The following is a 24,943-nucleotide window of genomic DNA, read 5'->3' on the forward strand; positions in this document are numbered from 1 at the left end:
GTCACGGAGGTGTCAGTCATATGGCAGAAGATACAAAACGCAGCATCCCGCTCCTCCCTTTAAGAGGTTTATTGGTATACCCGACGATGGTTTTACATTTAGATGTAGGCCGGGACAAGTCGGTTCAGGCTCTTGAACAGGCAATGATGCATGATCATATGATTTTTTTAGCCACTCAGCAGGATATTTCGATAGACGAACCGGGTGAAGACGACATTTTCACCGTCGGCACTTATACAAAAATCAAACAGATGCTGAAGCTGCCCAACGGTACGATCAGAGTGCTTGTAGAAGGTATTCAGCGGGCGCAGATCCTTGAATACACCGAACTAGAAGATTATACTTCGGTCGATATACAGCTGATGCATGAGGACGATTCGAAAGACGTCGAAGATGAGGCGCTTATGCGGACGCTGCTGGACCATTTTGACCAGTACATAAAAATTTCTAAAAAAATCTCCGCAGAAACGTATGCGGCTGTGACTGATATTGAAGAGCCCGGCAGAATGGCGGATATCGTCGCTTCTCATCTCCCGCTGAAATTAAAGGACAAGCAGGACATTTTAGAAACGGCGGATATTAAAGAACGTCTGAATAAGGTCATCCGTTCGATTAATAATGAAAAAGAAGTGCTGGAGATTGAGAAAAAAATCGGTCAGCGAGTCAAACGTTCGATGGAGCGCACCCAAAAAGAATACTACTTGCGTGAACAGATGAAAGCCATTCAAAAGGAACTTGGCGACAAAGAAGGTAAAACCGGCGAAGTTCAGTCGCTCACGGAAAAGATAGAAGAAGCGGGCATGCCTGAGCGTGTCAAAGAAACGGCGCTTAAGGAATTGAGCCGTTACGAAAAAGTGCCGTCAAGCTCAGCGGAAAGCTCTGTTATCCGCAACTATATTGACTGGCTCATCGCCCTGCCGTGGTCGGACGAAACAGAAGATAAACTGGATATTAAAAAAGCCGGGGAAATCTTAGACAAAGAGCATCACGGTTTAGAGAAAGTGAAAGAACGGATTCTGGAGTATCTGGCCGTGAAACAGCTGACGAAAACGCTGAAAGGGCCGATTCTTTGTCTGGCCGGACCGCCGGGAGTCGGAAAAACATCTCTTGCAAAATCAATCAGTACGAGCATGGGACGCCGGTTTGTGAGAATTTCACTGGGCGGAGTGCGCGATGAATCTGAAATCCGCGGCCACCGGCGTACATACGTCGGAGCGATGCCGGGCCGGATTATCCAAGGAATGAAAAAAGCCGGCAAACAAAATCCGGTCTTTCTCCTCGATGAGATTGATAAAATGTCATCTGATTTCAGAGGCGATCCGTCTTCGGCGATGCTTGAGGTGCTGGATCCGGAACAAAACAGCACATTCAGCGACCACTATATTGAAGAGACGTTCGATTTATCGAAAGTGCTTTTTATCGCGACTGCGAATAACCTAGGTTCCATACCGGGCCCTCTCAGAGACAGAATGGAGATTATCAGCCTGTCAGGTTATACTGAGAACGAAAAGCTGGAGATCGTAAAGGATCACCTGCTTCCGAAACAGATTAAAGAGCACGGGCTCACAAAGAGCAGCCTGCAGATTCGGGATCAGGCCATTACTGACATCATCCGCTACTATACGAGGGAAGCCGGCGTGAGAACGCTTGAACGCCAGATTGCCGCCATTTGCCGAAAGGCTGCAAAGGCCATTGTTTCTGAAGAGAGAAAACGTATTACCGTTACAGAGAAAAATCTGGCCGACTATCTCGGAAAACGGATATTCAGATACGGACAGGCGGAAACCGAGGATCAAGTCGGAGTTGTCACGGGTCTGGCGTACACGACGGTCGGCGGAGATACGCTTTCAATCGAAGTGTCACTGTCACCGGGAAAAGGAAAGCTGATTCTGACCGGGAAGCTCGGAGATGTCATGAGGGAATCCGCGCAGGCCGCTTTCAGTTATGTCCGCTCGAAAACGGAGCAGCTCGGAATCGACCCGAAATTCCATGAGAAGTATGACATTCATATCCATGTCCCTGAAGGAGCGGTGCCGAAAGACGGCCCTTCTGCGGGAATTACGATGGCTACTGCGCTCGTATCGGCATTAACGGACCGTGCGGTAAAACGCGAAGTCGGTATGACCGGGGAAATCACGCTGCGGGGCCGCGTGCTTCCGATCGGCGGACTGAAAGAAAAGGCGCTCGGCGCGCACAGAGCGGGCCTGACCACGATTATTGCGCCTAAAGATAACGAAAAAGATATAGAGGATATTCCTGAAAGCGTCAGAGAAGGGCTGAAATTTATATTTGTGTCTCATCTCGATGACGTTTTGGAACATGCCTTAGTAGGAGAGAAGAAATGAAAGTCACAAAGTCAGAAATCGTGATCAGCGCGGTCAAACCTGAGCAGTACCCTGTTGGGGGGCTTCCGGAAATCGCGCTGGCGGGAAGATCAAATGTAGGAAAGTCATCTTTTATCAATTCATTAATCAATCGGAAAAACCTGGCCAGAACGTCATCAAAACCGGGGAAAACACAGACCTTAAACTTTTACATCATCAATGATGAATTGCATTTTGTCGACGTTCCCGGGTACGGGTTTGCGAAAGTTTCCAAAAGCGAGCGGGAAGCATGGGGGAGAATGATTGAAACTTATATGACGACCCGTGAAGAGCTGAAAGCCTGCGTGCAGATTGTCGACCTCAGACACGCGCCGTCTGCTGAAGACGTCAACATGTATGAATTCCTGAAGTATTACGGCATTCCCGTCATCGTCATTGCGACAAAAGCGGATAAAATTCCAAAAGGAAAATGGGACAAACACTTAAAGGTTGTCAAGCAGACGCTTGATATGGACCCTGAAGATGAACTCATTTTATTTTCCTCTGAAACAAAAAAAGGAAAAGATGAGGCATGGGGAGCCATTAAAAAAATGATCAGCCGGTAATGAAAAACCCAAAACGCAGTGCGTTTTGGGTTTTATCGTATAGTTTTGTTCCGCTTGATAAACAATAATAAAAGGCTGATTCCGATGAAAACATACGGCCAGTATGTTTTGAAATGTTCGGTCGGAATGTGGACGGACTCCAGCCACGCCGTAATTTGTTTAAAGAAGTATAAAAAGAGGGAAAAACCAATCATGGCAGCCGCTTCGTATACATATTCTTTTCTGGCAGCCGCAAATAAGGAGAACCCGAATATAAAGAGCAGCATTTCAAAATCTCCCGGCCACCATGAGAGTTCAGGTTTGGCGAAAAAATGCAAACCTATACCGAACAAAAGCATGCCGATTAGGACGTGAGATCCCGCCGCTTCCTTTTTGCCCTGATACAAGAGTACGGCGCCTAAAAGCATAAGGAGCACCGGCCATTCTCCCTGATTTGCAAACAGGTGAACCTGTCCGCTCTGAAGCCAAGCGAATAATGAAGCGGCAAGCAGAAGTCCCGGTAATAAAATTGATGTTTTTTTCATCCTGTCACCTACCCGCAGTAAAGGATTTTTAGTATGATGATTACAGAGGAAACGAAGCTTTTTATACTATAGCATAACATGTTTGAAATCTGTTCACATTTTCACGAAGAAACTATGTTATAATCATTATAAATAATAAATTCTATGTTAGAATGATTATAAATAAAATGCGATGTACGGGGGTGCATGAAAGGCTATGCATATTCTTGTTGTGGGAGTAGATTATAAATCCGCCCCTATTGAAATACGCGAAAAAATAAGTTTTCAGCCGGATGAGCTTGCAGAAGCGATGCTCCGTTTAAAAGAAGAAAAAAGCGTTCTTGAAAACATTATCGTGTCAACCTGCAACCGCACTGAAATTTATGCGGTGGTCGACCAGCTTCATACCGGCCGTTATTATATAAAGACATTTTTATCCGAATGGTTTTCTCTGCCGAAAGAAGAGCTGTCTCCGTTTCTGAAATTTTATGAGAGCGACGCGGCGATTGAGCATTTATTCCGAGTGGCGTGCGGTTTGGATTCCATGGTCATCGGAGAAACGCAAATCCTCGGCCAGGTCCGTTCGAGCTTTAAAACAGCGCAGACAGAAAAGACAATCGGCACCATTTTCAATGAGCTGTTTAAACAGGCAGTGACCGTCGGTAAACGCACGCATGCTGAAACCGATATCGGCGCCAATGCCGTATCCGTCAGTTACGCGGCCGTTGAACTCGCGAAAAAAATCTTCGGCTCTCTGTCAAATAAGCACATTTTGATTCTCGGTGCGGGAAAAATGGGCGAGCTTGCCGCAGAAAACCTGCACGGCCAGGGCATAGGGAAAGTAACGGTCATCAACAGAACGTTTTTAAAGGCAAAAGAACTTGCTGACCGTTTTTCCGGAGAAGCGCGCAGCTTAAACCAGCTTGAACATGCACTTGCTGAAGCTGATATTTTAATCAGCTCGACAGGCGCAAGTGATTTTGTCGTGTCTAAAGATATGATGGAGAGAGCGGGCAGACAGCGGAAGGGCCGCCCGTTATTTATGGTGGATATCGCTGTTCCGAGAGACCTTGACCCTGCGCTGAACGATCTTGAAGGTGTTTTTCTGTACGATATTGACGACCTTGAAGGAATCGTTGAAGCCAACTTACAAGAACGCCGTGAAACCGCTGAAAAAGTCGAGCTGTTCATTGAAGCGGCAATTGTTGAGTTTAAGCAGTGGCTTAATACGCTCGGCGTTGTGCCGGTCATTTCGGCGCTTCGTGAAAAGGCGCTGTCTATCCAGTCCGATACGATGCAGAGCATTGAGCGCAAGCTGCCTCATCTGACGGTAAGAGAGAAAAAGCTTCTCAGCAAACATACGAAGAGCATCATTAACCAAATGCTGCGCGATCCGATTCTGAAAGCGAAAGAGCTTGCGGCTGAAGCGGATTCTGAGGAAAAGCTGAAGCTGTTTATGCAGATTTTCGATATTGAGGATGAAGCAGGACGTCAGCTGGACAAAAGCCTGGATAACCGCCAGACGGTTCATTCGCTTCAAAAGGCAGAAACAAAAACGGGCTTGCGTCCGCTTGTAAGTGAGTGAGCGCTGTATGATTGATACAGCAATGGCAAGGCTTAATGAAGCGACAATTGTGATTTACGCAATAAGCGTCCTTTTTTACTTTATAGATTTTCTTCAACACAACCGGAAGGCTGGGAAAATGGCCTTCTGGTTGCTTTCTATTGTCTGGACTCTGCAAACCGTCTATCTTTCTTATTTTATGTGGCAGACGGGCAGATTTCCGGTCTTAAATATTACAGAGGCCCTTTACTTTTATGCGTGGGTGCTTGTCACGCTCTCACTTGTTGTCACGCAGATCCTGCGGGTTGATTTTATCGTGTTTTTCACGAATGTCATCGGTTTCTCGATGATTGCGATCCATACATTTTCACCGACGGATCAGCATTCGGCCGCCTTTTCCGGCCAGCTGGTCTCAGAGCTTTTGGTCATTCATATTACAATGGCGATTCTCTCATACGGCGCATTTTCCCTTTCTTTTGTCTTTTCGCTTCTTTATCAGTTTCAATATTCTTTATTAAAGAAGAAAAAATGGGGAAAATGGCTGTTGAGAATTGAAGATTTGTCAAAACTTGATTATATGGCTTACGTTTTAAATGTCATCGGGGTCCCGATGCTGCTGTTAAGCCTGATATTAGGCGTGATCTGGGCGTATGTGTCTCTGGAAACGCTGTACTGGTTTGATTCAAAAGTGCTCGGCTCGTTTATTGTGCTGCTTTTATACAGCTACTATTTATATATCAGAATGATTAAGGAACTGCAGGGAAAAGTGGCGGCGTTATGGAATTCAGCATGTTTTCTTGTGCTGATGATTAATTACTTCCTGCTCGGAAGCCTGTCGCAATTCCATTGGTTCAGTTAACGTCACGCGCCCAAACAGATTCGGGAGGAAAGAAAATGAGAACGATTAAGGTAGGTTCCAGACGGAGCAAGCTGGCTATGACCCAAACAAAATGGGTGATTAACAAACTGAAGGAATTGAATCCTTCCTATAACTTTGAAATCCGGGAGATTGTCACAAAAGGCGACCGCATCCTCGATGTCACACTGTCAAAAGTGGGCGGCAAAGGTTTGTTTGTCAAAGAGATTGAACAGGCGCTGCTGCATCAGGAGATTGATATGGCGGTCCACAGCATGAAAGATATGCCCGCTGTTTTGCCTGAGGGTCTTGTCATCGGCTGCATACCGAAACGCGAGGATCCGCGTGATGCGCTGATTTCGAAGGGGCATCAAAAGCTGGAGGACATAAAAGAAGGCGGCATTATCGGCACCAGCAGTTTAAGAAGAAGCGCCCAGATTCTTGCTGAGCGTCCTGATCTTACTATTAAGTGGATCAGAGGAAACATAGATACGAGACTTCAAAAGCTTGAGACGGAGGATTACGATGCGATTATTTTAGCTGCTGCGGGTCTTTCAAGAATGGGCTGGAAAGACGACGTCGTATCTGAATTCCTCGAACCGGACCGCTGTCTGCCTGCGGTCGGCCAAGGCGCTCTTGCCATTGAATGCAGAGAGTCGGATGAGGAGCTTTTGAAGCTGTTTGCGCAATTCACCGATGAGTATACGCAGCGCACGGTGGCAGCCGAACGGGCTTTCTTACACGCGATGGAAGGCGGCTGCCAGGTGCCGATTGCCGGGTATGCGTCCGTCAATGACAGGGATGAAGTTGAGCTGGTCGGTCTGGTTGCGTCTCCGGACGGAAAGACGATTTATAAAGAAACAGCGGCGGGACATGATCCGGAAGAAATCGGGAAACGCTGTGCGGCGATGATGTCTGAAAAAGGAGCCAAAGCCTTAATCGACAGCGTGAAACAGGAGCTCGATCAGGATGGCAAATGACCTTCCTTTACAAGGAAAGACCGTGCTTGTCACCCGGAACAAAAGACAGGCCGCTCCGTTTCGAAAAAAAGTGGAGGCGCTCGGCGGAACGGCTGTTTCCGCTTCGCTGATCGCTTTTCAGGAAGCGCTCCCGGATGAATGCGCGGACAGTCTCCGGGAAGACCTTTCTGAGCCGGGATGGCTTGTGTTTACAAGCGTAAACGGCGTCCGGTTCTTTTTTTCCTACCTTGATCGGCACGGTCTTGCGCTTTCCGGACGGAAAAAAATCGCAGCTGTCGGTGAAAAGACTGCGCGCGCCTTGAAAGAGCGGGGAGCCGGGACGGATGCGATGCCTGACGAGTATGTGGCCGAATGTCTGGCTGATACATTAAAACGGCACGCATCAGCTGCCGAACCCATTTCAGTGATAAAGGGCAATTTATCACGTGATGTCATAAAAGCGGAGCTTGAGCCGCTTGGCTATCAAATAAGGGAATGGGTATTGTACAATACCATTCAGGATGAACAAGGCATGGACGAGCTGAGACAGGCTGCATCCCGCTCTCATTTTGATTTTATTACATTTACCAGTTCATCGGCGGTGCATACGTTTATGCATGCGGTCGGAAACGGAGAAAAAGCGTGGAAAAACAGCGGCGCGAGCTATATCAGCATCGGCCCTTTGACAGAGAAAGCGCTATTGGAATACGGGATCTCATCCCATGTGCCTGACACTTATACGATTGAAGGCATGCTGGACGTCATGTGCAGCATGTCGGGAAAGGATAGATAATGATGAATCAAACATTTAACAGACACCGCCGTTTGCGCGCGAACGCTGCGATGAGAGATTTAGTAAGAGAAACACGTCTTCACCCTTCAGATTTTATTTACCCTCTATTTGTCGTTGAAGGGCTTGAAGGAAAAAAAGAAGTTTCTTCCATGCCGGGGGTTTACCATGTATCCCTTGATTTATTGAAGGATGAGATGGCTGAGCTGATATCACTCGGCATTAAATCGGTCATCGTTTTCGGCGTGCCTGAAGAAAAAGATGCCTGCGGAACACAGGCTTTTCACGATCACGGCATTGTGCAAAAAGGGATTGCTGAAATTAAAAAGCATTATCCTGAAATGATCGTCATCGCTGATACATGCCTCTGCGAATACACGGACCACGGCCATTGCGGTGTCGTCAAAGACGGAGAAATCCTCAATGACGAGTCGCTTGAACTGCTGGCTCAGACAGCCGTCAGCCAAGCCAAAGCAGGCGCTGACATCATCGCTCCTTCAAATATGATGGACGGTTTCGTCACAGTAATCAGAGAAGCGCTTGACAAAGAAGGGTTCACAAATATTCCGATCATGTCTTATGCAGTGAAATATTCAAGTGAATTTTACGGTCCGTTCCGCGACGCGGCTGACAGCACACCGCAGTTCGGCGACCGAAAAACTTATCAGATGGATCCGGCCAACCGCCTGGAAGCGCTTCGTGAGGCAGAATCAGACGCCGCAGAAGGCGCTGACTTTTTAATCGTCAAACCGTCTATGTCATACTTAGATATTATGCGTGATGTGAAAAACCGCCATCGCCTGCCGCTGGTCGCTTATAATGTGAGCGGGGAGTATTCCATGGTGAAAGCTGCAGCCCAGAACGGCTGGATTAAAGAAAAAGAAATGGTGCTTGAAATTTTAACGAGCATGAAACGTGCAGGCGCTGATCTGATTATGACGTATCATGCAAAAGATGCAGCAAAATGGCTTGCTGAGTAACGATTTCATTTGACGGGAGCTGAGGCAGATGAGAAGCTATGAAAAATCAAAAGCCGCTTTTAAAGAAGCGCAGAAACTGATGCCGGGCGGAGTGAACAGTCCGGTGCGCGCGTTTAAATCAGTTGATATGGATCCGATTTTTATGCAGCGCGGCAAAGGATCGAAAATTTTTGATATTGACGGCAATGAATATATTGACTATGTGCTGAGCTGGGGGCCGCTCATTTTGGGCCACACCAATGACCGCGTCGTTGAAAGCCTGAAAAAAGTAGCGGAAAACGGGACAAGTTTCGGGGCATCCACTGAAGTGGAAAACGAACTGGCCAAATTGGTCATTGACCGTGTGCCGTCTGTTGAAATCGTGCGGATGGTCAGCTCCGGCACAGAGGCGACAATGAGCGCCCTTCGTCTGGCAAGAGGATATACCGGCCGCAACAAAATTTTAAAATTCGAAGGCTGTTACCACGGCCACGGTGATTCACTGCTGATCAAAGCGGGATCCGGAGTGGCGACACTCGGTCTTCCGGACAGCCCGGGCGTACCTGAAGGGATTGCGATGAATACGATTACCGTTCCGTACAACGACTTGGAAAGCGTTGCACTCGCATTCCGGGAGTACGGTGAAGATATCGCCGGAGTCATTGTTGAGCCGGTAGCCGGCAATATGGGCGTTGTTCCGCCGCAGGAAGGGTTTTTACAAGGGCTTCGTGACATTACGGAACAATATGGCGCGCTGCTCATTTTTGATGAGGTTATGACCGGTTTTCGCGTGGACTATAACTGTGCGCAAGGATATTTCGGCGTGACGCCTGATTTAACGTGTCTCGGCAAAGTCATCGGCGGCGGTCTTCCTGTCGGTGCGTATGGCGGCAAAGCCGAAATCATGGAAAGAATCGCTCCGAGCGGTCCGATCTACCAAGCGGGAACCTTGTCAGGAAATCCGCTTGCCATGACAGCGGGACTTGAGACGTTACAGCAGCTCACACCTGAATCTTATCAAGAATTTGTGAAAAAAGGCGATATGCTTGAAGAAGGCATTTCAAAAGCCGCTGAAGCACATGGGATTCCGCACACGTTTAACCGTGCGGGTTCAATGATCGGATTCTTTTTCACAAACGAGCCTGTCATTAACTATGAAACAGCCAAATCATCTGATTTAAAGCTGTTCGCCAAATATTATAAAGGGATGGCTGACGCAGGTGTATTTCTGCCGCCGTCTCAATTTGAAGGATTGTTTCTCTCCACTGCGCATACAATGGAGGATATCGAAAAAACCATTCAAGCCGCTGAGAAAGTGTTCCAGACGATCAGCCGCTGATACCGAAAAGCCGATGCAAGCAAGTCTTGTATCGGCTTTTTTCAATGTCTCCTTTATCATATTTATCCATATTGCGGCATACACCTTTAGTGACATCTAATTGTAAGGATTAGATGAAAGGAGGATATGAACTTGCCGCATAATCACCGGTTGCAATTTTCTGTTGAAGAATCAATCTGTTTCCAAAAAGGACAGGAAGTTTCTGAATTACTTTCGATTTCATTAGACCCTGATATCAGGGTGCAGGAAGTAAATGATTATGTCTCAATTAAAGGATCATTAGAACTTACTGGCGAGTACAACATAGATCACAGCAGTCAATTCGAAGAGCTTGGAAGAGAGCTGAGACATGTAGAGGAAGTGAGGGCGAGGGAGGATGGCACAGCTGAGCTCCTTCATTGCTTCCCGGTGGACATCACGATTCCGAAAAATAAAGTGAGCCACCTCAATGACGTTTTCGTTTTTATTGATGCCTTTGATTATCAGTTAACGGATTCAAGGATCTTAACCATTCAGGCTGATTTGGCAATTGAAGGGCTGCTTGAGGAATCCGAGCCAAAAGAGCCGGAGATCCCTCTGTATGTGGCGCCTGAATTTGCCAGAGAAGAAATGATCAATCTGGCTGACCATCGCTCTGAGGAAGTAAACGAACCTGAATTAGTGATACGCCATAGGCATGAAGAACCTCTGCCTGAAGCTGAAGAACCCCTGGCTGTATCAGAAGAAGCGGCACAAGAAGCCGGGGAGAATGAGGAAGAGACTCCGCCTATACTCAGGCAGGAGGAAGAGGAAGAAGAGGAGGCTGAGGAAACTGAAGAACCTGCCCCTGTTCTGAGGCTGGAAGAGGCGCCGGAACCTGTCTCATATACTGAGCCTCCCCCTCCCGCTGCCATCCTGGAGGAAGAAGAGCCGGAAGAGCCGGAAGAGGCTGAGGAGCTTGAGGAGCCTGCAATCATGGCGGCTGAGAGGAATGAACCTGTATCTGGGGATGATTCAGCAGAAATGCTTGAAGAAACAGCAGATGATGTTGAACCGTTTTCCCCTGCTTTTACTCTGACCCCGCATGCCGATAAAGCAGAGATTGAGGAACAGCCCGTCCTTCAAAAAGAAGAGGAGCCTGAGGCCGAACCGCTTCTCCGTCAGAGTGATCAAGAGGAGGCGGAAGAAGCCGAAGATGAGCCTGCGGTTTTTGAAGAAGAGCAGGCGCCCGCTTATCGCGAGTTCGTTCTGGAACCGCGGGAAGAGGAATTTTACAGCGCACCTAAGTTTCTTGAGGAAGAAGCTCAAGCTGATGAAGGATTTGAAGTTGAGGTGAGGAAGATGGCGCAGCCGGAGGAGGAAACCGGGGAGCCTCTTGATTTGTCCTTTCAGTTTTCCAAACTGCCTCCTGAGGAACCGGCGGCATCTGAGCCGTCTGAGCCGCTTAAAGCAAGAGAGAATCAAGAAGCGGCATCGAAAACGGAGCAGAAGGAAAATGACAACTCTCATTATTTGACGAAATTATTTACAAGAGAAGAAGAAAAGTTTTCAAGAATGAAAATCTGCATCGTCCAGCAGCAAGATACAATCGACCGGGTGTGTGAACGATATGACATCACATCCCAGCAGCTCATTAGAACGAATGCTTTATCGTTTGATGACGAACTGGAAGAAGGTCAGCTTCTGTATATACCTGAATATAATAACAGCCATGCGTAAGCACAAAGAGGCCGTAAAAATGTGGTGAATGGAATGGAAGCAGTCCAATCAGTGCTTCAGGAATACGGGCTGGCGGCCGAATATATTGAGCCTGTCAGCCCGCATGTATGGAAAGTCTACTCAAACCACGGCATTTTTGCTTTGAAACAGCTCAAGCCGGCCCGCAGCAGTGAATTTACGGACTATATGATTGAGATTGAGGAGAAAGGCTACCGTTCATTTGTTCCGATTTACCGCACGCATGCAGGCGATTTTTTTGCGGGAAGCCGCACGGAGGCGTCTTATTATTTAATGCCCTGGCTTCAGTACGATCAGGAAGAAGAACGGGATCAAAAACATGTTTACCTTTTTAAAGAGGTGGCGAAGCTCCATTCCGCGACCGTGCGGGACATCCAAATCCGGACTGAAGATATCAGCGGCTTTTATGAACTGACGAAAAGAGATTGGGAAAATGATAAGCTCGTCTATGAACAATTTGCCGACCGGGCGGAAAAAGAGTGGTACCTTTCTCCTTTTGAATTGCAGGCTGTTACGTATCTTACAGAAACGGTTTCAGCTGTTAATTTTGCTCTTGAACGTCTGGAAGAATGGTTTGACGCGGCAAAGGATCATGACAAAACGAGAGCGGTGATCAATCACGGCAGCTTATCGAGCCGCCATTTTCTATATAATGATGTGGGAACGGGCTTTTTTACAAATTTCGAGAAAGCCGGGCTCGGACCTCCGCAAAATGATCTGCTCGGCTTTTACTCCAGAATGTTCAGAAGCTATCCGAAAGCGTGTCCGGAGTGTCTTGAATGGTTTTATACGTATCACAAATCATTCCCCCTCCGTGAAGCGGAAATCAGCCTGTTCCTCAGCTATATGGCTTATCCGAGCGGCATGTACAAAGTGCTGAAACGGTATCAAACCGGCCAAAGGGGTTCTGAGAAAGAAGAGTGCACGCAGTTATTAAGAGCGTTTTGGCAGATGAAAAATGTTGAACCTTTTCTCATGAAGGTGTATCAGATTGAGCAGGAGAAAAAAAGAAAGGCGGAAAACGAGTCCTCTTCATAGCGGGACTCGTTTTTTTATATCCATTCCAAATGCAGGGCGCATGCTAAAAAAAGCAGGATGGCAAGCAGCAGGACGTCAAAAGTCGTCGGAAAGAAAATCGTCCTGATCCCCTGAAAGATCGTAATCGGTATAATGACTTGCGCGGATACAAGGCGGACCTGTCTGGCCCACGGGGGGAGCGAATAAGAATTGAATTTTTTTCTCACGGCAATTCCTCCTTACATTCGCCTTTCTTTGTATCGTATGTGAGGGAAAGGGCGGGGTGCATGCCCATTTATGTATGACGGCAGCGGTTTTTGGAAAAGATGATTGACGAAACAAAAACACTTTTACTATAATAAAGAACATAATAAATAAGATCATGAGCTGATATAAATACACCTGCTTTGAACGGGAAGAGTACAAGAAAGACGCATGAAGAGAGAGAAGCTACTGTGCTGAAAGGCTTCTTATGCCGTCTCATTGGAAGGTCGCCCGGGAGCATAATTTCTTGAACATACAGTAGAGAAATTCGGGCCGCACCCGTTATCCGTTTAAGTGCATGAACAAATCTGTTCATGAAAAAAGGTGGTACCGCGAAAGAGCTTTTCGTCCTTTATCAGGATGAAGGCTCTTTTTTAGTTGCTCAGCCATTTCTAAACATGCTGGAGGGTTATCATGGATACAAACGAACAAACAATGCCGACAAAATATGATCCGTCTGCGATTGAAAAAGGCCGCTATGATTTTTGGCTGAAAGGAAAATATTTTGAAGCGGGCGGCGATCAAACGAAACAGCCGTATTCTGTCGTCATTCCGCCGCCGAACGTGACGGGCAGGCTGCACCTCGGTCATGCGTGGGATACGACGCTGCAAGATATCGTTACGCGTATGAAACGCATGCAGGGCTATGACGTGCTCTGGCTTCCGGGTATGGATCACGCCGGGATTGCCACTCAGGCAAAAGTCGAAGCGAAACTCCGCGAACAGGGTACAAGCCGCTATGACCTTGGCCGCGAAAAGTTTCTTGAAGAAACGTGGAAGTGGAAGGAAGAGTACGCTGATTTCATCCGCAGCCAATGGGCCAAAATGGGACTCGGGCTCGATTATTCGCGCGAACGTTTCACTCTTGATGAAGGGCTGAACAAAGCCGTGCGTGAAGTATTCGTCAAATTGTACGAAAAAGGTTTGATTTACAGAGGCGAATATATCATCAACTGGGACCCTGCCACAAAAACGGCTTTGTCCGATATTGAAGTGATTTACAAAGACGTACAGGGCGCGTTTTATCATTTGCGCTATCCGTTAGCAGACGGTTCAGGCTCAATTGAAATCGCGACCACCCGTCCGGAAACGATGCTTGGCGACACGGCTGTCGCGGTTCATCCTGAAGATGAGCGCTACAAGCACTTAATCGGCAAAACGGTGATTCTGCCGATTACAAACCGCGAAATTCCGATCGTCGGCGATGATTACGTAGACATGGAATTCGGATCAGGAGCCGTTAAAATCACGCCTGCCCATGACCCGAATGACTTTGAACTCGGAAACCGCCACAATTTAGAACGGATTCTCGTCATGAATGAAGACGGAACAATGAATGAAAAAGCGCTGCAATATAACGGAATGGACCGGTTTGAATGCCGCAAAAAACTCGTCAAAGACCTTCAGGAGACAGGCGTTCTCTTTAAAATCGAAGACCATATGCATTCAGTCGGACACAGTGAGAGAAGCGGCGCCGTTGTTGAGCCGTATCTGTCCACACAATGGTTTGTCAAAATGCAGCCGCTGGCCGATGCGGCGATTGACCTTCAGTCGAAAGAAGAGAAAGTTCACTTCGTTCCTGACCGTTTCGAGAAAACGTACCTGCACTGGATGGAAAACATCCGTGATTGGTGTATTTCCCGTCAGCTTTGGTGGGGCCACCGCATCCCGGCTTGGTATCATAAAGAAACAAAAGAAGTGTATGTCGGCCTTGAAGCGCCTGAGGACAGCGAAAATTGGGAACAGGATTCAGACGTGCTTGATACATGGTTCAGCTCAGCGCTGTGGCCGTTTTCTACAATGGGCTGGCCTGATGGAAATGCTGAAGACTTTAAGCGTTATTACTCAACCGATGTGCTTGTGACAGGGTATGACATCATCTTCTTCTGGGTATCCCGGATGATTTTCCAAGGTCTTGAGTTTACCGGCGAGCGCCCGTTCAAAGACGTGCTGATCCACGGCTTAATCCGTGACGAGCAGGGCAGAAAAATGAGTAAATCCCTTGGGAACGGCGTTGATCCGATGGATGTCATCGACAAGTACGGAGCGGATTCACTGCGCTACTTCCTGGCAACCGGAAGCTCACCTGGACAGGATCTCCGTTTCAGCTATGAAAAAGTGGAATCCACATGGAATTTCGCAAATAAAATTTGGAACGCTTCCCGTTTTGCTTTAATGAACATGGACGGCATGACGTATGACGAACTTGATCTGTCCGGTGAAAAATCAGTTGCTGATAAGTGGATTCTTACAAGACTGAATGAAACGATTGAAGACGTTACCCAGCTTGCGGATCGTTATGAATTCGGTGAAGTCGGACGCCATCTGTACAACTTTATCTGGGACGATGTGTGCGACTGGTATATCGAAATGGCGAAGCTTCCGCTGTACGGGGAAGATGAAGCGGCGAAGAAAACAACCCGCTCTGTTCTTGCTTACGTGCTTGACCAGACGATGCGTCTTCTGCACCCGTTTATGCCGTTCTTAACAGAGGAAATCTGGCAGCACCTTCCTCATGAAGGCGAGTCAATCACGATCAGCTCTTGGCCTGTTCCGGTTCCGGAACATACGGACAAAGAGGCAGCGGCGGATATGAAACTGCTTGTTGAATTAATCCGTTCTGTCCGCAATATCCGAAGTGAAGTTAACACGCCGATGAGCAAACAGGTTGAACTTTACATTAAAACATCTACGGAAGATATTGCCGGACGCCTTGAGAAGAACCGTTCTTACGTTGAGCGTTTCACAAATCCGAGCACGCTGAAAATCGGGACGGATATCACCGCGGCAGACAAAGCGATGACAGCGGTCGTCACCGGAGCGGAAGTGATTCTGCCGCTTGAAGGGCTGATTAACATCGATGAGGAAATCGCCCGTCTGCAAAAAGAATTCGACAAGCTGACAAAAGAAGTCGAACGCGTTCAGAAAAAACTCGGCAACGAAGGATTCATCAAAAAAGCTCCTGAGCAAGTCATTGAAGAAGAACGCGCAAAAGAGAAAGACTACACGGCAAAACGCGAAGCAGTCCGGCAGCGGATCGCAGAGCTGAAAGGCTGATAAAACAGCGGGGCGGTTTCCTAAGAAACCGCCTTGTTGTATAAAAGAGGGGATTTCATTGTTTAATACGTACAAAGAAGCGATCAGCTGGATTCACGGCAGACTTAAGTTCGGCGTTAAGCCGGGCCTTCTCCGTATGGAAAGGCTGATGGAAAAATTGGAACATCCGGAAAAGAACATCCGCGCCATTCATGTCGCGGGCACAAACGGCAAAGGCTCCACCGTCTCTTTTATCCGTTCCGTGCTTCAAGAAGCCGGTTATACGGTCGGCACATTCACATCTCCCTACATCATTACGTTCAATGAGCGTATCAGCGTCAACGGCACGCCGATTTCTGATGAGGAATGGAGAGCGCTCGTTAATGAAATCAAACCGATAGTCGATGAGATTGATAAAACCGATGCCGGAACGGTGACAGAATTTGAAATCATTACAGCGTGTGCATTTTTATATTTTGCGAAGCGGGATGATATCGATTTTGTTATTTTTGAAGCGGGGCTCGGCGGCACATTCGATTCAACCAATATTGTGAAACCGCTTTTGTCGGTCATTACAAGCATCGGACATGACCATATGGCGATTTTAGGCAATACCATCGAGGAGATCGCCGGGCAGAAAGCCGGTATTATTAAAAATGCCACTCCGGTCATTACAGGTGTCAATCAGCCGGAAGCACTCGGCGTTATTGAAGCGGAGGCCGAAGAAAAGCAGGCTCCGTGCCAGTCGCTATATAAAACATGCAGACTGTTTAATGGTGCGGCGCTTCCGTCCGGCGAAAGCTTTTCGCTGGAAACGGAAACGAAATGTTATGAGGACGTTCAAACGTCGCTGATCGGCATTCATCAAAGGCAGAATGCGGCCTTGGCGATATTGGCCGCTGAATGGCTGAATCGCCTGAAAATCACTGCCATTTCTGAAGAAGCATTGCGAAACGGTCTGAAAAAAGCTTCATGGCCGGGCCGGTTTGAACAGCTTCAAAGCCGCCCTTTAGTGTTTGCGGACGGCGCCCATAATGAAGAAGGCGTTGATACGCTGACACAAACGATCAGGCAGCGATTTGCCGATAAAAGCGTCCATGTCGTATTCAGCGCATTAAAAGACAAACCGTATCAGGAAATGATTAAAAAGCTTGAAACCGAAGCAGATTCCATTCATTTTGCGTCATTTGACTTTCCGCGTGCCGCAAGCGCCGAAGACCTTTACAATGCAAGCGGTCTTGCGGATAAGAGCTTTGATGAGAACCCGGACAGTGTGAAAGAGTGGATAGAACAAAAAGACGGAGCGGATGATGTCATCATTATTACCGGTTCTCTATACTTTATTTCAGAAATGAGAAAGCGGCTGATTTGACAGCCCCTGGAACACCCGGCAAGCCATTTTACGGTTTTGCCGGGTGTTTTTATGAGGAAAACACAATTTCAGCCATTTCAGGCATGATATTTTTCTATGCTACAATCTGAGCCAGATTGATAGAAAAGGTGTGGTCTGAATGCTTTTCATTCTGTTTGTTCTCGGTCTGATTTTCGGTTCTTTTTTTTATACAGTCGCATGCCGTATTCCGCTTCGAATCTCGGTTATTTCGCCGCGTTCATCCTGTTCGTTCTGCGGCTTGCCGCTCTCTTGGGGGGAGCTTGTGCCCGTTGTTTCCTATATCCTGCAAAGAGGAAGGTGCAGACACTGCCGTACGAAGCTGTCAGTGATGTATCCGGCAGCGGAATGCTGGACGGCATGTTTATTCACGGCTGCCGGTATCCATTTCGGTTTCTCAAAAGAGCTGCTAATCGCGCTGTTATTTTTGTCTCTGCTGATGATTGTTACTGTGACGGATCTGCAATATATGCTGATTCCTGACAAGGTTCTGCTGTTTTTTCTTCCGCTTTTTATCGCCGGCCGTATTTTTTCTCCGCTGGATTCATGGTATGCGGGGGTTGCCGGAGCTGTTTGCGGATTTGCTCTGCTTGTTTTTATCATGTTTGTCAGTAAAGGAGGCATCGGCGCAGGTGATGTGAAGCTGTTTGGAGTGATCGGACTTGCGCTCGGCGTGAAGCTCGTCCTTATTGCATTCTTTCTTTCCGTTATAATCGGAGCCGTATACGGTATGTGCGCCGCAGCGGGAGGCAGGCTTGGTAAAAAGCAGCCTTTCCCGTTTGCGCCGGCCATCGCAGCCGGGAGCGCTGTGAGTTACTTATACGGTGAAGAGCTGTTCGCGTTTTACATCACACTCGCTTCAGGCGGGGCTTGAAAAATTTGGCGAACGTTTTTTGGACAAGACGACAAAAGTCTTGTTCTTTTTTTTTACGCCTATGCTAAAGTGTGAACCATGATCAGTTCAAGGTACGGCCAAGACGAATGCAAGGGGGAAGAGACGTTGAAAAAAAGGAAAAGCAAAAAGAACAGCAAAGCCAAAAACAATGCCCTTAAAGTAACGATTAACGGAAAAGAAGAAACGATGTATGGACAAGAAGATGTGAATGAAGGCGGGGAGAAAACCGTCACATTTTCAAATTGGGAAGAAACAAAGAAGGCGGAGCAGGAGATTGCAGCATCTCATGAAGAACCGAAAGAAGAAGACTTCAATTGGGATGATGAGAAGAATCATGAGGTATTTGAAGACGATCCGAAAGTCGTCCCGCCATACCAGAAGAAAAACAAGGGTCCTCATTTTCCAAAAAAGAAGCAGCCGTCTTCTCCAGTTAAAAAAGCGGTCACGACAATTGCCGTTGCGGCTGTTTTAGGCACCGGCCTCGGCCTTGTCGCCTTAAATATGTCGGGAAGTAAAGAAGCCTCCGCCCCCGCCTCCGCTGACAAAGGTTCACAAGGACAGACGGTGAAAGCGGGAGACGTTTCAAAAGACAAATCAGAAACAAGCGGCACAGGAAACGCGGAACAGTCAGACGGAAACTATAAAACATTTGCGGTGCAGGCCGGAAAATTTTCATCAGAAAAAGGAGCGCAAACGCTTGTTGACCAGCTGACTGAAAAAGGATACTCGGCTGTCTCTCTGGCAAAAGAAGACGGGTACACATATGTGATAGCGGGTCTTGCAGCGGAAAAAAGCTTATCACAGCAATTGGGACAGACGCTGATAGACCATGATTTTGAGGCTTGGGGCGGAAAAGAGCTCAGCTTTGCGGTCGATTCAGGATTGGAAGGCTCTTTTAAACAAGCATCTGAGCTCTCGGCCAAAGCGATTACCGGCAAAGACATTTCAAAAACGGATGTGGCTGAAGCAGCCAAAGCCGCAGACGGCGCAGACGCCGCTGACAAAAAGCAGAAAGAGGCCGTGCTTCAAGCGCTGAAAGAACTGGAAACGTCCGGTTCCGAATCCGGCTGGAAAGCCCAAAAACAGCTTTTAAGCGTTGTGAAATAATAATCTCTCAATTCCCGTCATCCGGCGGGATTTTTTATTTTGTCATCAAAAAGTTATTTTTCTGAAATTGTGGTTGCCCGTTTGATTTGGTAGGATAGACAAGTATCTTTTTTTCTTAAGCAAACCCTGAAAGGATGACAATCATGACAAAACGCTTAATACTCGCATCACAATCTCCGCGAAGAAAAGAACTCCTTAATCTTCTTCAGATTCCTTACAGCATTATTGCGAGCCGCACAGATGAAAAATTAAATCGAAACCTTTCGCCGGAAGAAAACGTCCAATGTTTGGCCGAGCAAAAAGCCGGTGCTGTATTGGCCGAAAATCCCGATGCAGCCGTTATCGGCGCTGACACGATGGTGTGCATAGACGGCGAGTGCCTCGGCAAACCGCGTGACAGAGAAGAAGCGGCACACATGCTGCGGAAGCTTTCCGGCCGAAGTCATCAAGTCATTACGGCGGTCAGCATTCAGACGCATGACCGGAAAGAAACGTTCTGTGACACGACGGAAGTGACGTTTTGGCCGCTCAGTGAAGACGAAATACAGCTCTACATTGAAACTAAAGAACCGATGGATAAAGCAGGTGCATACGGCATCCAAGGAAAAGGCGCGCTTTTAGTGAAAAAAATAGACGGTGATTTCTATTCTGTCGTCGGGCTTCCTGTCGCTAAAACAATGAGAGCCCTGAAAGAATTTAATATAAAAGCTTGATGTTCAAACCGGGAAGGGGAACAAGGAGGGGTTGATCATCCGTGATCTGCCGTTAAAATTAAGAGATTTCCCCGAAAATGAAAAACCGAGAGAGCGGCTTCTGCACTTCGGAGCCGAACATCTGTCTAACAATGAACTGCTTGCCATCCTGCTGCGGACGGGAACGAAACACGAGTCCGTCATGAACCTCTCTCACCGGCTGCTGCGGACGTTTGACGGGCTGCGCCTGTTAAAAGGCGCTTCTGCTCAGGAGCTTTCCAGCATTCCCGGAATCGGCACGGTGAAGGCCGTTCAGATTCTTGCCGCAATTGAGCTGGGCAGCCGTATTCATAAGACTGCCGCCGGGGAGCACCGGGTCATCCGTTCTCCCGAGGACGGGGCGAAGTATGTGATGGAGGATATGCGCTTTTTATCCCAGGAGCATTTTGTCTGTTTATATTTAAATACTAAAAATCAAGTCATTCATAAACGCACCGTTTTTATCGGAAGTCTGAATTCATCTATTGTCCACCCGCGGGAGGTGTTTAAAGAAGCTTTCAAACGATCCGCCGCATCCTTCATTTGCGTTCACAATCATCCTTCAGGAGATCCTACACCGAGCAGGGAAGATATAGAGGTAACCAGGCGGCTTTTTGAGTGCGGAAATTTAATCGGCATCGAGCTGCTCGATCATTTGGTCATTGGTGACAAAAAATTTGTGAGTTTAAAGGAAAAAGGATATTTGTAACACTTTTTTTTTCGTTGATTTAAGATATAATAGATTTTATGAGTTTTTCCCTTTAGGGTATTTTTGCTTTAAGAAAGGAAGATACATACATATGTTCGGAATTGGTACAAGAGACCTTGGTATAGATTTGGGAACTGCGAATACGCTTGTGTTTGTTAAAGGTAAAGGAATTGTTGTGAGAGAGCCGTCAGTCGTTGCTCTGCAAACGGATACGAAATCGATCGTTGCGGTCGGTAACGATGCGAAAAACATGATCGGAAGAACTCCGGGCAACGTGGTTGCGCTCCGTCCGATGAAAGACGGCGTTATCGCTGATTATGAAACAACTGCGACAATGATGAAATATTACATTAATCAGGCTGTGAAAAATAAAGGATTATTTGCGAGAAAGCCGTACGTTATGGTGTGTGTGCCGTCAGGTATTACTGCCGTTGAAGAACGGGCGGTCATTGACGCGACAAGACAAGCGGGCGCACGCGACGCTTATCCGATTGAAGAACCGTTTGCGGCAGCAATCGGCGCGAATCTTCCTGTATGGGAGCCTACGGGCAGCATGGTCGTTGATATCGGCGGCGGAACAACTGAAGTGGCGATCATTTCATTAGGAGGCATTGTCACGTCTCAGTCAATCCGCGTAGCCGGTGACGAAATGGACGACTCAATCATCAGCTATATCAGAAAAACATATAATCTGATGATCGGTGACCGCACGGCGGAAGCCATTAAAATGGAAATCGGTTCAGCAGAAACCGGTGAAGAAAATGCGTCAATGGAAATCCGCGGCCGCGACCTTCTGACAGGTCTGCCGAAAACGATCGAAATCACGGGAACGGAAATTGCAAATGCCCTGCGTGATACAGTTCTTTCAATCGTTGACGCGGTGAAGAGCACGCTTGAAAAAACACCGCCTGAGCTGGCCGCTGACATTATGGACAGAGGCATTGTGTTAACCGGGGGAGGCGCCCTGCTCCGCAACCTCGACAAAGTCATCAGCGACGAAACGAAAATGCCTGTACTTATCGCTGAAGATCCGCTGGATTGTGTTGCGATCGGCACTGGAAAAGCACTGGAGCACATCCATCTTTTCAAAGGAAAAACAAGATAATCAGGAGTTAAATAGAAGAGGTGTATCACGATGCCGAACAAACGGTTAATGCTATTACTTCTGTGTATTATCATATTGGTGGCTATGATTGGATTCTCGCTGAAGAACGGCCGTAATACCACCTGGCCTGAAAAGCTGATCGGTGATACGACGGGAGTATTTCAAAATATTTTTCACACGCCTGCCGAATATTTTGCAGGGTTCTTCGGGGACATAAAAGACCTGAAAAACACGTACAAAGAAAACGAACGCTTAAGACAAAAGCTGGACGGACAGACACAATATGAAGCGAAGCTCCAAGAACTCAAAGATGAAAACAAGAAGCTGCGTGATGAACTCGGACATGTCAAATCGATTTCCGACTATGATCCGATTTTAGCGACCGTTATCGCCAGAAATCCTGATCAATGGTACAAGCAGATCATGATCAATAAGGGAACGAAGCAGAAAGTGGCCAAGGACATGGCGGTCACAAACGAAAAGGGTGCGCTTGTCGGGAAGATCAAAAGCAGCGGACTCAACAGTTTCACATCAGCCGTTCAGCTGCTGAGCGATGTTGACCGCAATAACAGAGTGGCCACCAAAATCTCCGGCAAAAAGGGAAGCAAAGGCTACGGTTTAATTGAGGGGTATGATAAAAAGAAACAGACCCTGAAAATGACCATCCTTGAACCGGATGAAAAACGCGAAGTGAAAAAAGGCGACCTTGTGGAGACCTCCGGAACGGGCGGCGTATTTCCTCAAGGGCTGACGGTCGGCGAAGTAACCGATGTCGAATCAGATGCTTACGGCCTGACGAAAATCGCTTACGTTAAACCGGCTGCCAACCTGTATGATCTTGACCATGTCATCGTTGTCAATCGAAGCGTAGCAACAGGGGAGGAAGGATCGTGAAACGTTTCCTTCTCCCTTTGATTATGATTTTAGTCTTTTGTGCGGAAAGCATCTATACAGATCTGGTGCATTTTCCTTTCGTTTCCGACGAGCAGCAGGTCGTTCCGCATTTTCTTTTGCTTGCGCTGATTTTTATGTCCGCTTATATCAACCAAAAGCATGCGGTGATCTACGGTCTCATTTTCGGACTTCTTTATGACATCAATTATACGGGTGTTTTAGGCGTTTATATGTTTGGTTTTGCCGGTTTATGCTACCTGGCGGCCAAAGCGTTTAAAGTGCTGCAGACAAATGCCCTGATGGTCATTCTGGTCGCTGTGCTGAGCGTATGTGTGCTTGAATTTTACGTTTACGGCATTCAGACGTTAATCCGCAGCGGCACAATGACGTTTAACGACTTTGTCATTCAGCGGTTTTTGCCGACCGCTGTGCTGAATATTGCGGGAGCCATTATATTAGTCCTGCCCTTTAGGCTGTTTTATATAAGTCTGAAGAAAGAATTAAGAGATGAGTAAAAAGGATTTTATCTTTTTTTGGCGAAAAGAGTATGTTGTTGAGGTGAACATTGATGAAGACCAAAAAGCAGCAATATGTAACAATAAAAGGAACAAAAAACGGCTTAACATTGCATCTGGATGATGCGTGTTCTTTTGATGAGCTTCTCGATGGTCTTCAAAATATGCTGTCGATTGAACAATATACTGATGGCAAAGGCCAAAAAATCAGTGTTCATATCAAACTCGGGCATCGGTATCTGTATCAGGAACAGGCAGAGCAGCTGACTGATCTGATCGCGTCAAAGAAAGATTTAGTCGTGCATTCAATTGACAGTGAAGTCATCGCCAAAGAAGAAGCGCAGCGGATGAAAGAGGAGCAGGAAATTGTTTCTGTTTCTAAAATCATCCGTTCAGGTCAGGTGCTTCACGTAACGGGAGATTTGCTTTTAATCGGAGATGTGAATCCCGGCGGTACGATCAGAGCCGGAGGAAATATATTTGTTCTCGGTTCATTAAAAGGGATTGCCCATGCGGGTTATAACGGAAATAACCGGGCTGTGATCGCCGCATCCGAAATGATGCCGACACAATTGAGGATCAATCATGTGTTAAATCGCTCCCCAGACCACATTCAAAAAGGGAACGACATGGAATGTGCTTATTTAGATACTGACGGAAATATGGTCATTGAACGCCTTCAACAATTGGCTCATTTAAGACCTGATCTAACAAGGCTTGAGGGAGGAATGTGAAATTGGGTGAGGCTATCGTAATAACTTCGGGAAAAGGCGGAGTAGGTAAAACAACAACATCTGCAAACCTCGGTACCGCCTTAGCCATTTTAGGGAAGCGCGTCTGTCTGGTAGACACAGATATCGGACTGCGCAACCTTGATGTCGTAATGGGTCTTGAAAACAGAATTATTTACGACTTAGTAGATGTAATTGAAGGCAGATGCAAGACGCATCAGGCGCTTGTCAAGGACAAACGTTTTGATGATCTGCTTCATTTAATGCCGGCTGCCCAGACAAGCGACAAAACGGCTGTTGTCCCTGAGCAGATCAAATCGCTTGTGCAGGAGCTCAAGCAGGAATTTGATTATGTCATTATCGATTGTCCGGCCGGAATTGAACAAGGCTATAAAAATGCCGTTTCCGGAGCTGATAAGGCGATTGTGGTGACGACGCCGGAAATATCAGCGGTTCGGGACGCTGACCGCATTATCGGACTTTTGGAGCAGGAAGATATTGAACCGCCGCGCCTCATCGTCAACCGCATCAGAAATCACCTTATGAAAAACGGTGACACGATGGATGTGGATGAGGTTGTTCATCATCTGTCTATTGATCTCCTCGGAATCGTTGCTGACGATGATGAAGTGATCAGAGCTTCAAATATCGGCGAACCGATTGCCATGAATTCTAAAAACCGCGCCAGCATTGCTTACCGCAATATCGCCCGGCGTATTTTAGGAGAATCCGTTCCTTTGCAGGTGCTTGAAGAGCAGCAAAAAGGGATGATGGCGAAAATCAAGTCGTTTTTCGGCGTGCGTTCATAAATATACTGGAATACAAAGATCTGATAAAGCCCAGCTTATCAGGTCTTTTTTGTTGTTCAACAGGGCGCATATTTGCAATGGACAAGGCATAGGATGTACAAACCCAACGATTGCAAAGGATGATG

Annotated in this window: 23 protein-coding genes and 1 other annotated feature; of the genes, 21 read left to right on the forward strand and 2 right to left on the reverse strand. The window is 47.2% G+C overall.

The features are described 5' to 3' along the window. Positions 1-20 precede the first annotated feature (20 nt). Together lon and yihA are read left to right on the forward strand one after the other, a co-directional pair. The gene (lon, locus tag ACH32G_RS11130; RefSeq protein WP_016938763.1) at positions 21-2,345 is read left to right on the forward strand and encodes an endopeptidase La; all 2,325 of its coding nucleotides are present in this window, start codon (positions 21-23) and stop codon (positions 2,343-2,345) included. Continuing rightward, positions 2,342-2,929: a ribosome biogenesis GTP-binding protein YihA/YsxC gene (gene yihA / locus ACH32G_RS11135; protein ID WP_016938764.1), complete on the forward strand. Its 588-nt coding sequence runs from the start codon at positions 2,342-2,344 to the stop codon at positions 2,927-2,929. The genes lon and yihA overlap by 4 nt, the downstream gene beginning before the upstream one ends. A 32-nt stretch (positions 2,930-2,961) precedes the next feature. Here the strand turns inward: yihA and ACH32G_RS11140 are convergent, their stop codons facing one another. Beyond that, a complete protein-coding gene (locus ACH32G_RS11140) occupies positions 2,962-3,453 on the reverse strand; it encodes a hypothetical protein (RefSeq protein WP_045926469.1) in 492 nt (163 codons plus the stop codon). A gap of 196 nt (positions 3,454-3,649) precedes the next feature. Here ACH32G_RS11140 and hemA point away from each other — a divergent pair, with 196 nt between their 5' ends. The 8 genes from hemA (at position 3,650) to ysxE (ending at position 12,653) form a co-directional block, all read left to right on the forward strand. After that, positions 3,650-5,017 (forward strand): glutamyl-tRNA reductase, encoded by a 1,368-nt coding sequence (hemA, locus tag ACH32G_RS11145; RefSeq protein WP_060964633.1) that lies wholly within the window; start codon positions 3,650-3,652, stop codon positions 5,015-5,017. Between the two features lie 7 nt (positions 5,018-5,024). Continuing rightward, the gene (locus ACH32G_RS11150; protein ID WP_060964634.1) at positions 5,025-5,855 is read left to right on the forward strand and encodes a cytochrome c biogenesis protein; all 831 of its coding nucleotides are present in this window, start codon (positions 5,025-5,027) and stop codon (positions 5,853-5,855) included. Positions 5,856-5,890: 35 nt separating this feature from the next. Continuing rightward, complete coding sequence (gene hemC, locus ACH32G_RS11155; protein ID WP_366971324.1) at positions 5,891-6,832, forward strand: hydroxymethylbilane synthase; 942 nt, start codon at positions 5,891-5,893, stop codon at positions 6,830-6,832. Beyond that, positions 6,822-7,604, forward strand: a complete 783-nt coding sequence (locus tag ACH32G_RS11160; protein ID WP_269774704.1) for a uroporphyrinogen-III synthase — start codon at positions 6,822-6,824, stop codon at positions 7,602-7,604. Before hemC ends, ACH32G_RS11160 begins: the two co-directional genes overlap by 11 nt. A 2-nt stretch (positions 7,605-7,606) precedes the next feature. Beyond that, positions 7,607-8,581, forward strand: a complete 975-nt coding sequence (gene hemB, locus ACH32G_RS11165) for a porphobilinogen synthase (protein WP_415273204.1) — start codon at positions 7,607-7,609, stop codon at positions 8,579-8,581. Positions 8,582-8,609: 28 nt separating this feature from the next. Next, the gene (hemL, locus tag ACH32G_RS11170; RefSeq protein WP_198697963.1) at positions 8,610-9,899 is read left to right on the forward strand and encodes a glutamate-1-semialdehyde 2,1-aminomutase; all 1,290 of its coding nucleotides are present in this window, start codon (positions 8,610-8,612) and stop codon (positions 9,897-9,899) included. Positions 9,900-10,031: 132 nt separating this feature from the next. Beyond that, a complete protein-coding gene (locus ACH32G_RS11175) occupies positions 10,032-11,597 on the forward strand; it encodes a LysM peptidoglycan-binding domain-containing protein (RefSeq protein ID WP_448814362.1) in 1,566 nt (521 codons plus the stop codon). 33 nt (positions 11,598-11,630) lie between these two features. Next, positions 11,631-12,653, forward strand: a complete 1,023-nt coding sequence (gene ysxE / locus ACH32G_RS11180) for a spore coat protein YsxE (RefSeq protein ID WP_188154680.1) — start codon at positions 11,631-11,633, stop codon at positions 12,651-12,653. Between the two features lie 14 nt (positions 12,654-12,667). Here the strand turns inward: ysxE and ACH32G_RS11185 are convergent, their stop codons facing one another. Next, entirely contained in the window at positions 12,668-12,859 is a 192-nt protein-coding gene (locus ACH32G_RS11185; RefSeq protein ID WP_045926471.1) for a hypothetical protein, read from the reverse strand. Between the two features lie 171 nt (positions 12,860-13,030). Beyond that, positions 13,031-13,252: a binding site (T-box leader), on the forward strand. Between the two features lie 58 nt (positions 13,253-13,310). Here ACH32G_RS11185 and ACH32G_RS11190 point away from each other — a divergent pair. From ACH32G_RS11190 to minD, 11 genes are all read left to right on the forward strand, one after another. Next, complete coding sequence (locus ACH32G_RS11190; RefSeq protein WP_188154608.1) at positions 13,311-15,953, forward strand: valine--tRNA ligase; 2,643 nt, start codon at positions 13,311-13,313, stop codon at positions 15,951-15,953. A 58-nt stretch (positions 15,954-16,011) separates the two neighbouring features. Continuing rightward, complete coding sequence (locus ACH32G_RS11195) at positions 16,012-17,304, forward strand: bifunctional folylpolyglutamate synthase/dihydrofolate synthase (RefSeq protein ID WP_448814363.1); 1,293 nt, start codon at positions 16,012-16,014, stop codon at positions 17,302-17,304. A 139-nt stretch (positions 17,305-17,443) separates the two neighbouring features. Continuing rightward, positions 17,444-18,196, forward strand: coding sequence for a prepilin peptidase (locus ACH32G_RS11200; RefSeq protein WP_448814364.1), 753 nt, complete (start codon positions 17,444-17,446; stop codon positions 18,194-18,196). 126 nt (positions 18,197-18,322) lie between these two features. Beyond that, the gene (locus ACH32G_RS11205) at positions 18,323-19,324 is read left to right on the forward strand and encodes an SPOR domain-containing protein (RefSeq protein ID WP_448814365.1); all 1,002 of its coding nucleotides are present in this window, start codon (positions 18,323-18,325) and stop codon (positions 19,322-19,324) included. Positions 19,325-19,467: 143 nt separating this feature from the next. Beyond that, a complete protein-coding gene (locus ACH32G_RS11210; protein ID WP_342007988.1) occupies positions 19,468-20,037 on the forward strand; it encodes a Maf family protein in 570 nt (189 codons plus the stop codon). 31 nt (positions 20,038-20,068) lie between these two features. Then, positions 20,069-20,764: a RadC family protein gene (radC, locus tag ACH32G_RS11215; RefSeq protein ID WP_016938780.1), complete on the forward strand. Its 696-nt coding sequence runs from the start codon at positions 20,069-20,071 to the stop codon at positions 20,762-20,764. A 91-nt stretch (positions 20,765-20,855) separates the two neighbouring features. Continuing rightward, positions 20,856-21,869, forward strand: a complete 1,014-nt coding sequence (mreB, locus tag ACH32G_RS11220; RefSeq protein WP_003152647.1) for a cell shape-determining protein MreB — start codon at positions 20,856-20,858, stop codon at positions 21,867-21,869. Positions 21,870-21,899: 30 nt separating this feature from the next. Beyond that, on the forward strand, positions 21,900-22,763 hold the full coding sequence (gene mreC / locus ACH32G_RS11225) for a rod shape-determining protein MreC (RefSeq protein WP_016938781.1): 864 nt from the start codon (positions 21,900-21,902) through the stop codon (positions 22,761-22,763). Continuing rightward, complete coding sequence (mreD, locus tag ACH32G_RS11230; protein WP_016938782.1) at positions 22,760-23,278, forward strand: rod shape-determining protein MreD; 519 nt, start codon at positions 22,760-22,762, stop codon at positions 23,276-23,278. The genes mreC and mreD overlap by 4 nt, the downstream gene beginning before the upstream one ends. Before the next feature lie 53 nt (positions 23,279-23,331). Then, entirely contained in the window at positions 23,332-24,012 is a 681-nt protein-coding gene (gene minC / locus ACH32G_RS11235; RefSeq protein WP_016938783.1) for a septum site-determining protein MinC, read from the forward strand. A gap of 2 nt (positions 24,013-24,014) precedes the next feature. Further along, positions 24,015-24,818 carry a septum site-determining protein MinD gene (gene minD / locus ACH32G_RS11240; protein WP_016938784.1) on the forward strand — a complete coding sequence of 268 codons (804 nt, stop codon included), beginning with the start codon at positions 24,015-24,017 and terminating at the stop codon, positions 24,816-24,818. Positions 24,819-24,943 lie beyond the last annotated feature (125 nt).

It is taken from the genome of Bacillus sp. CIS52, assembly GCF_053545315.1.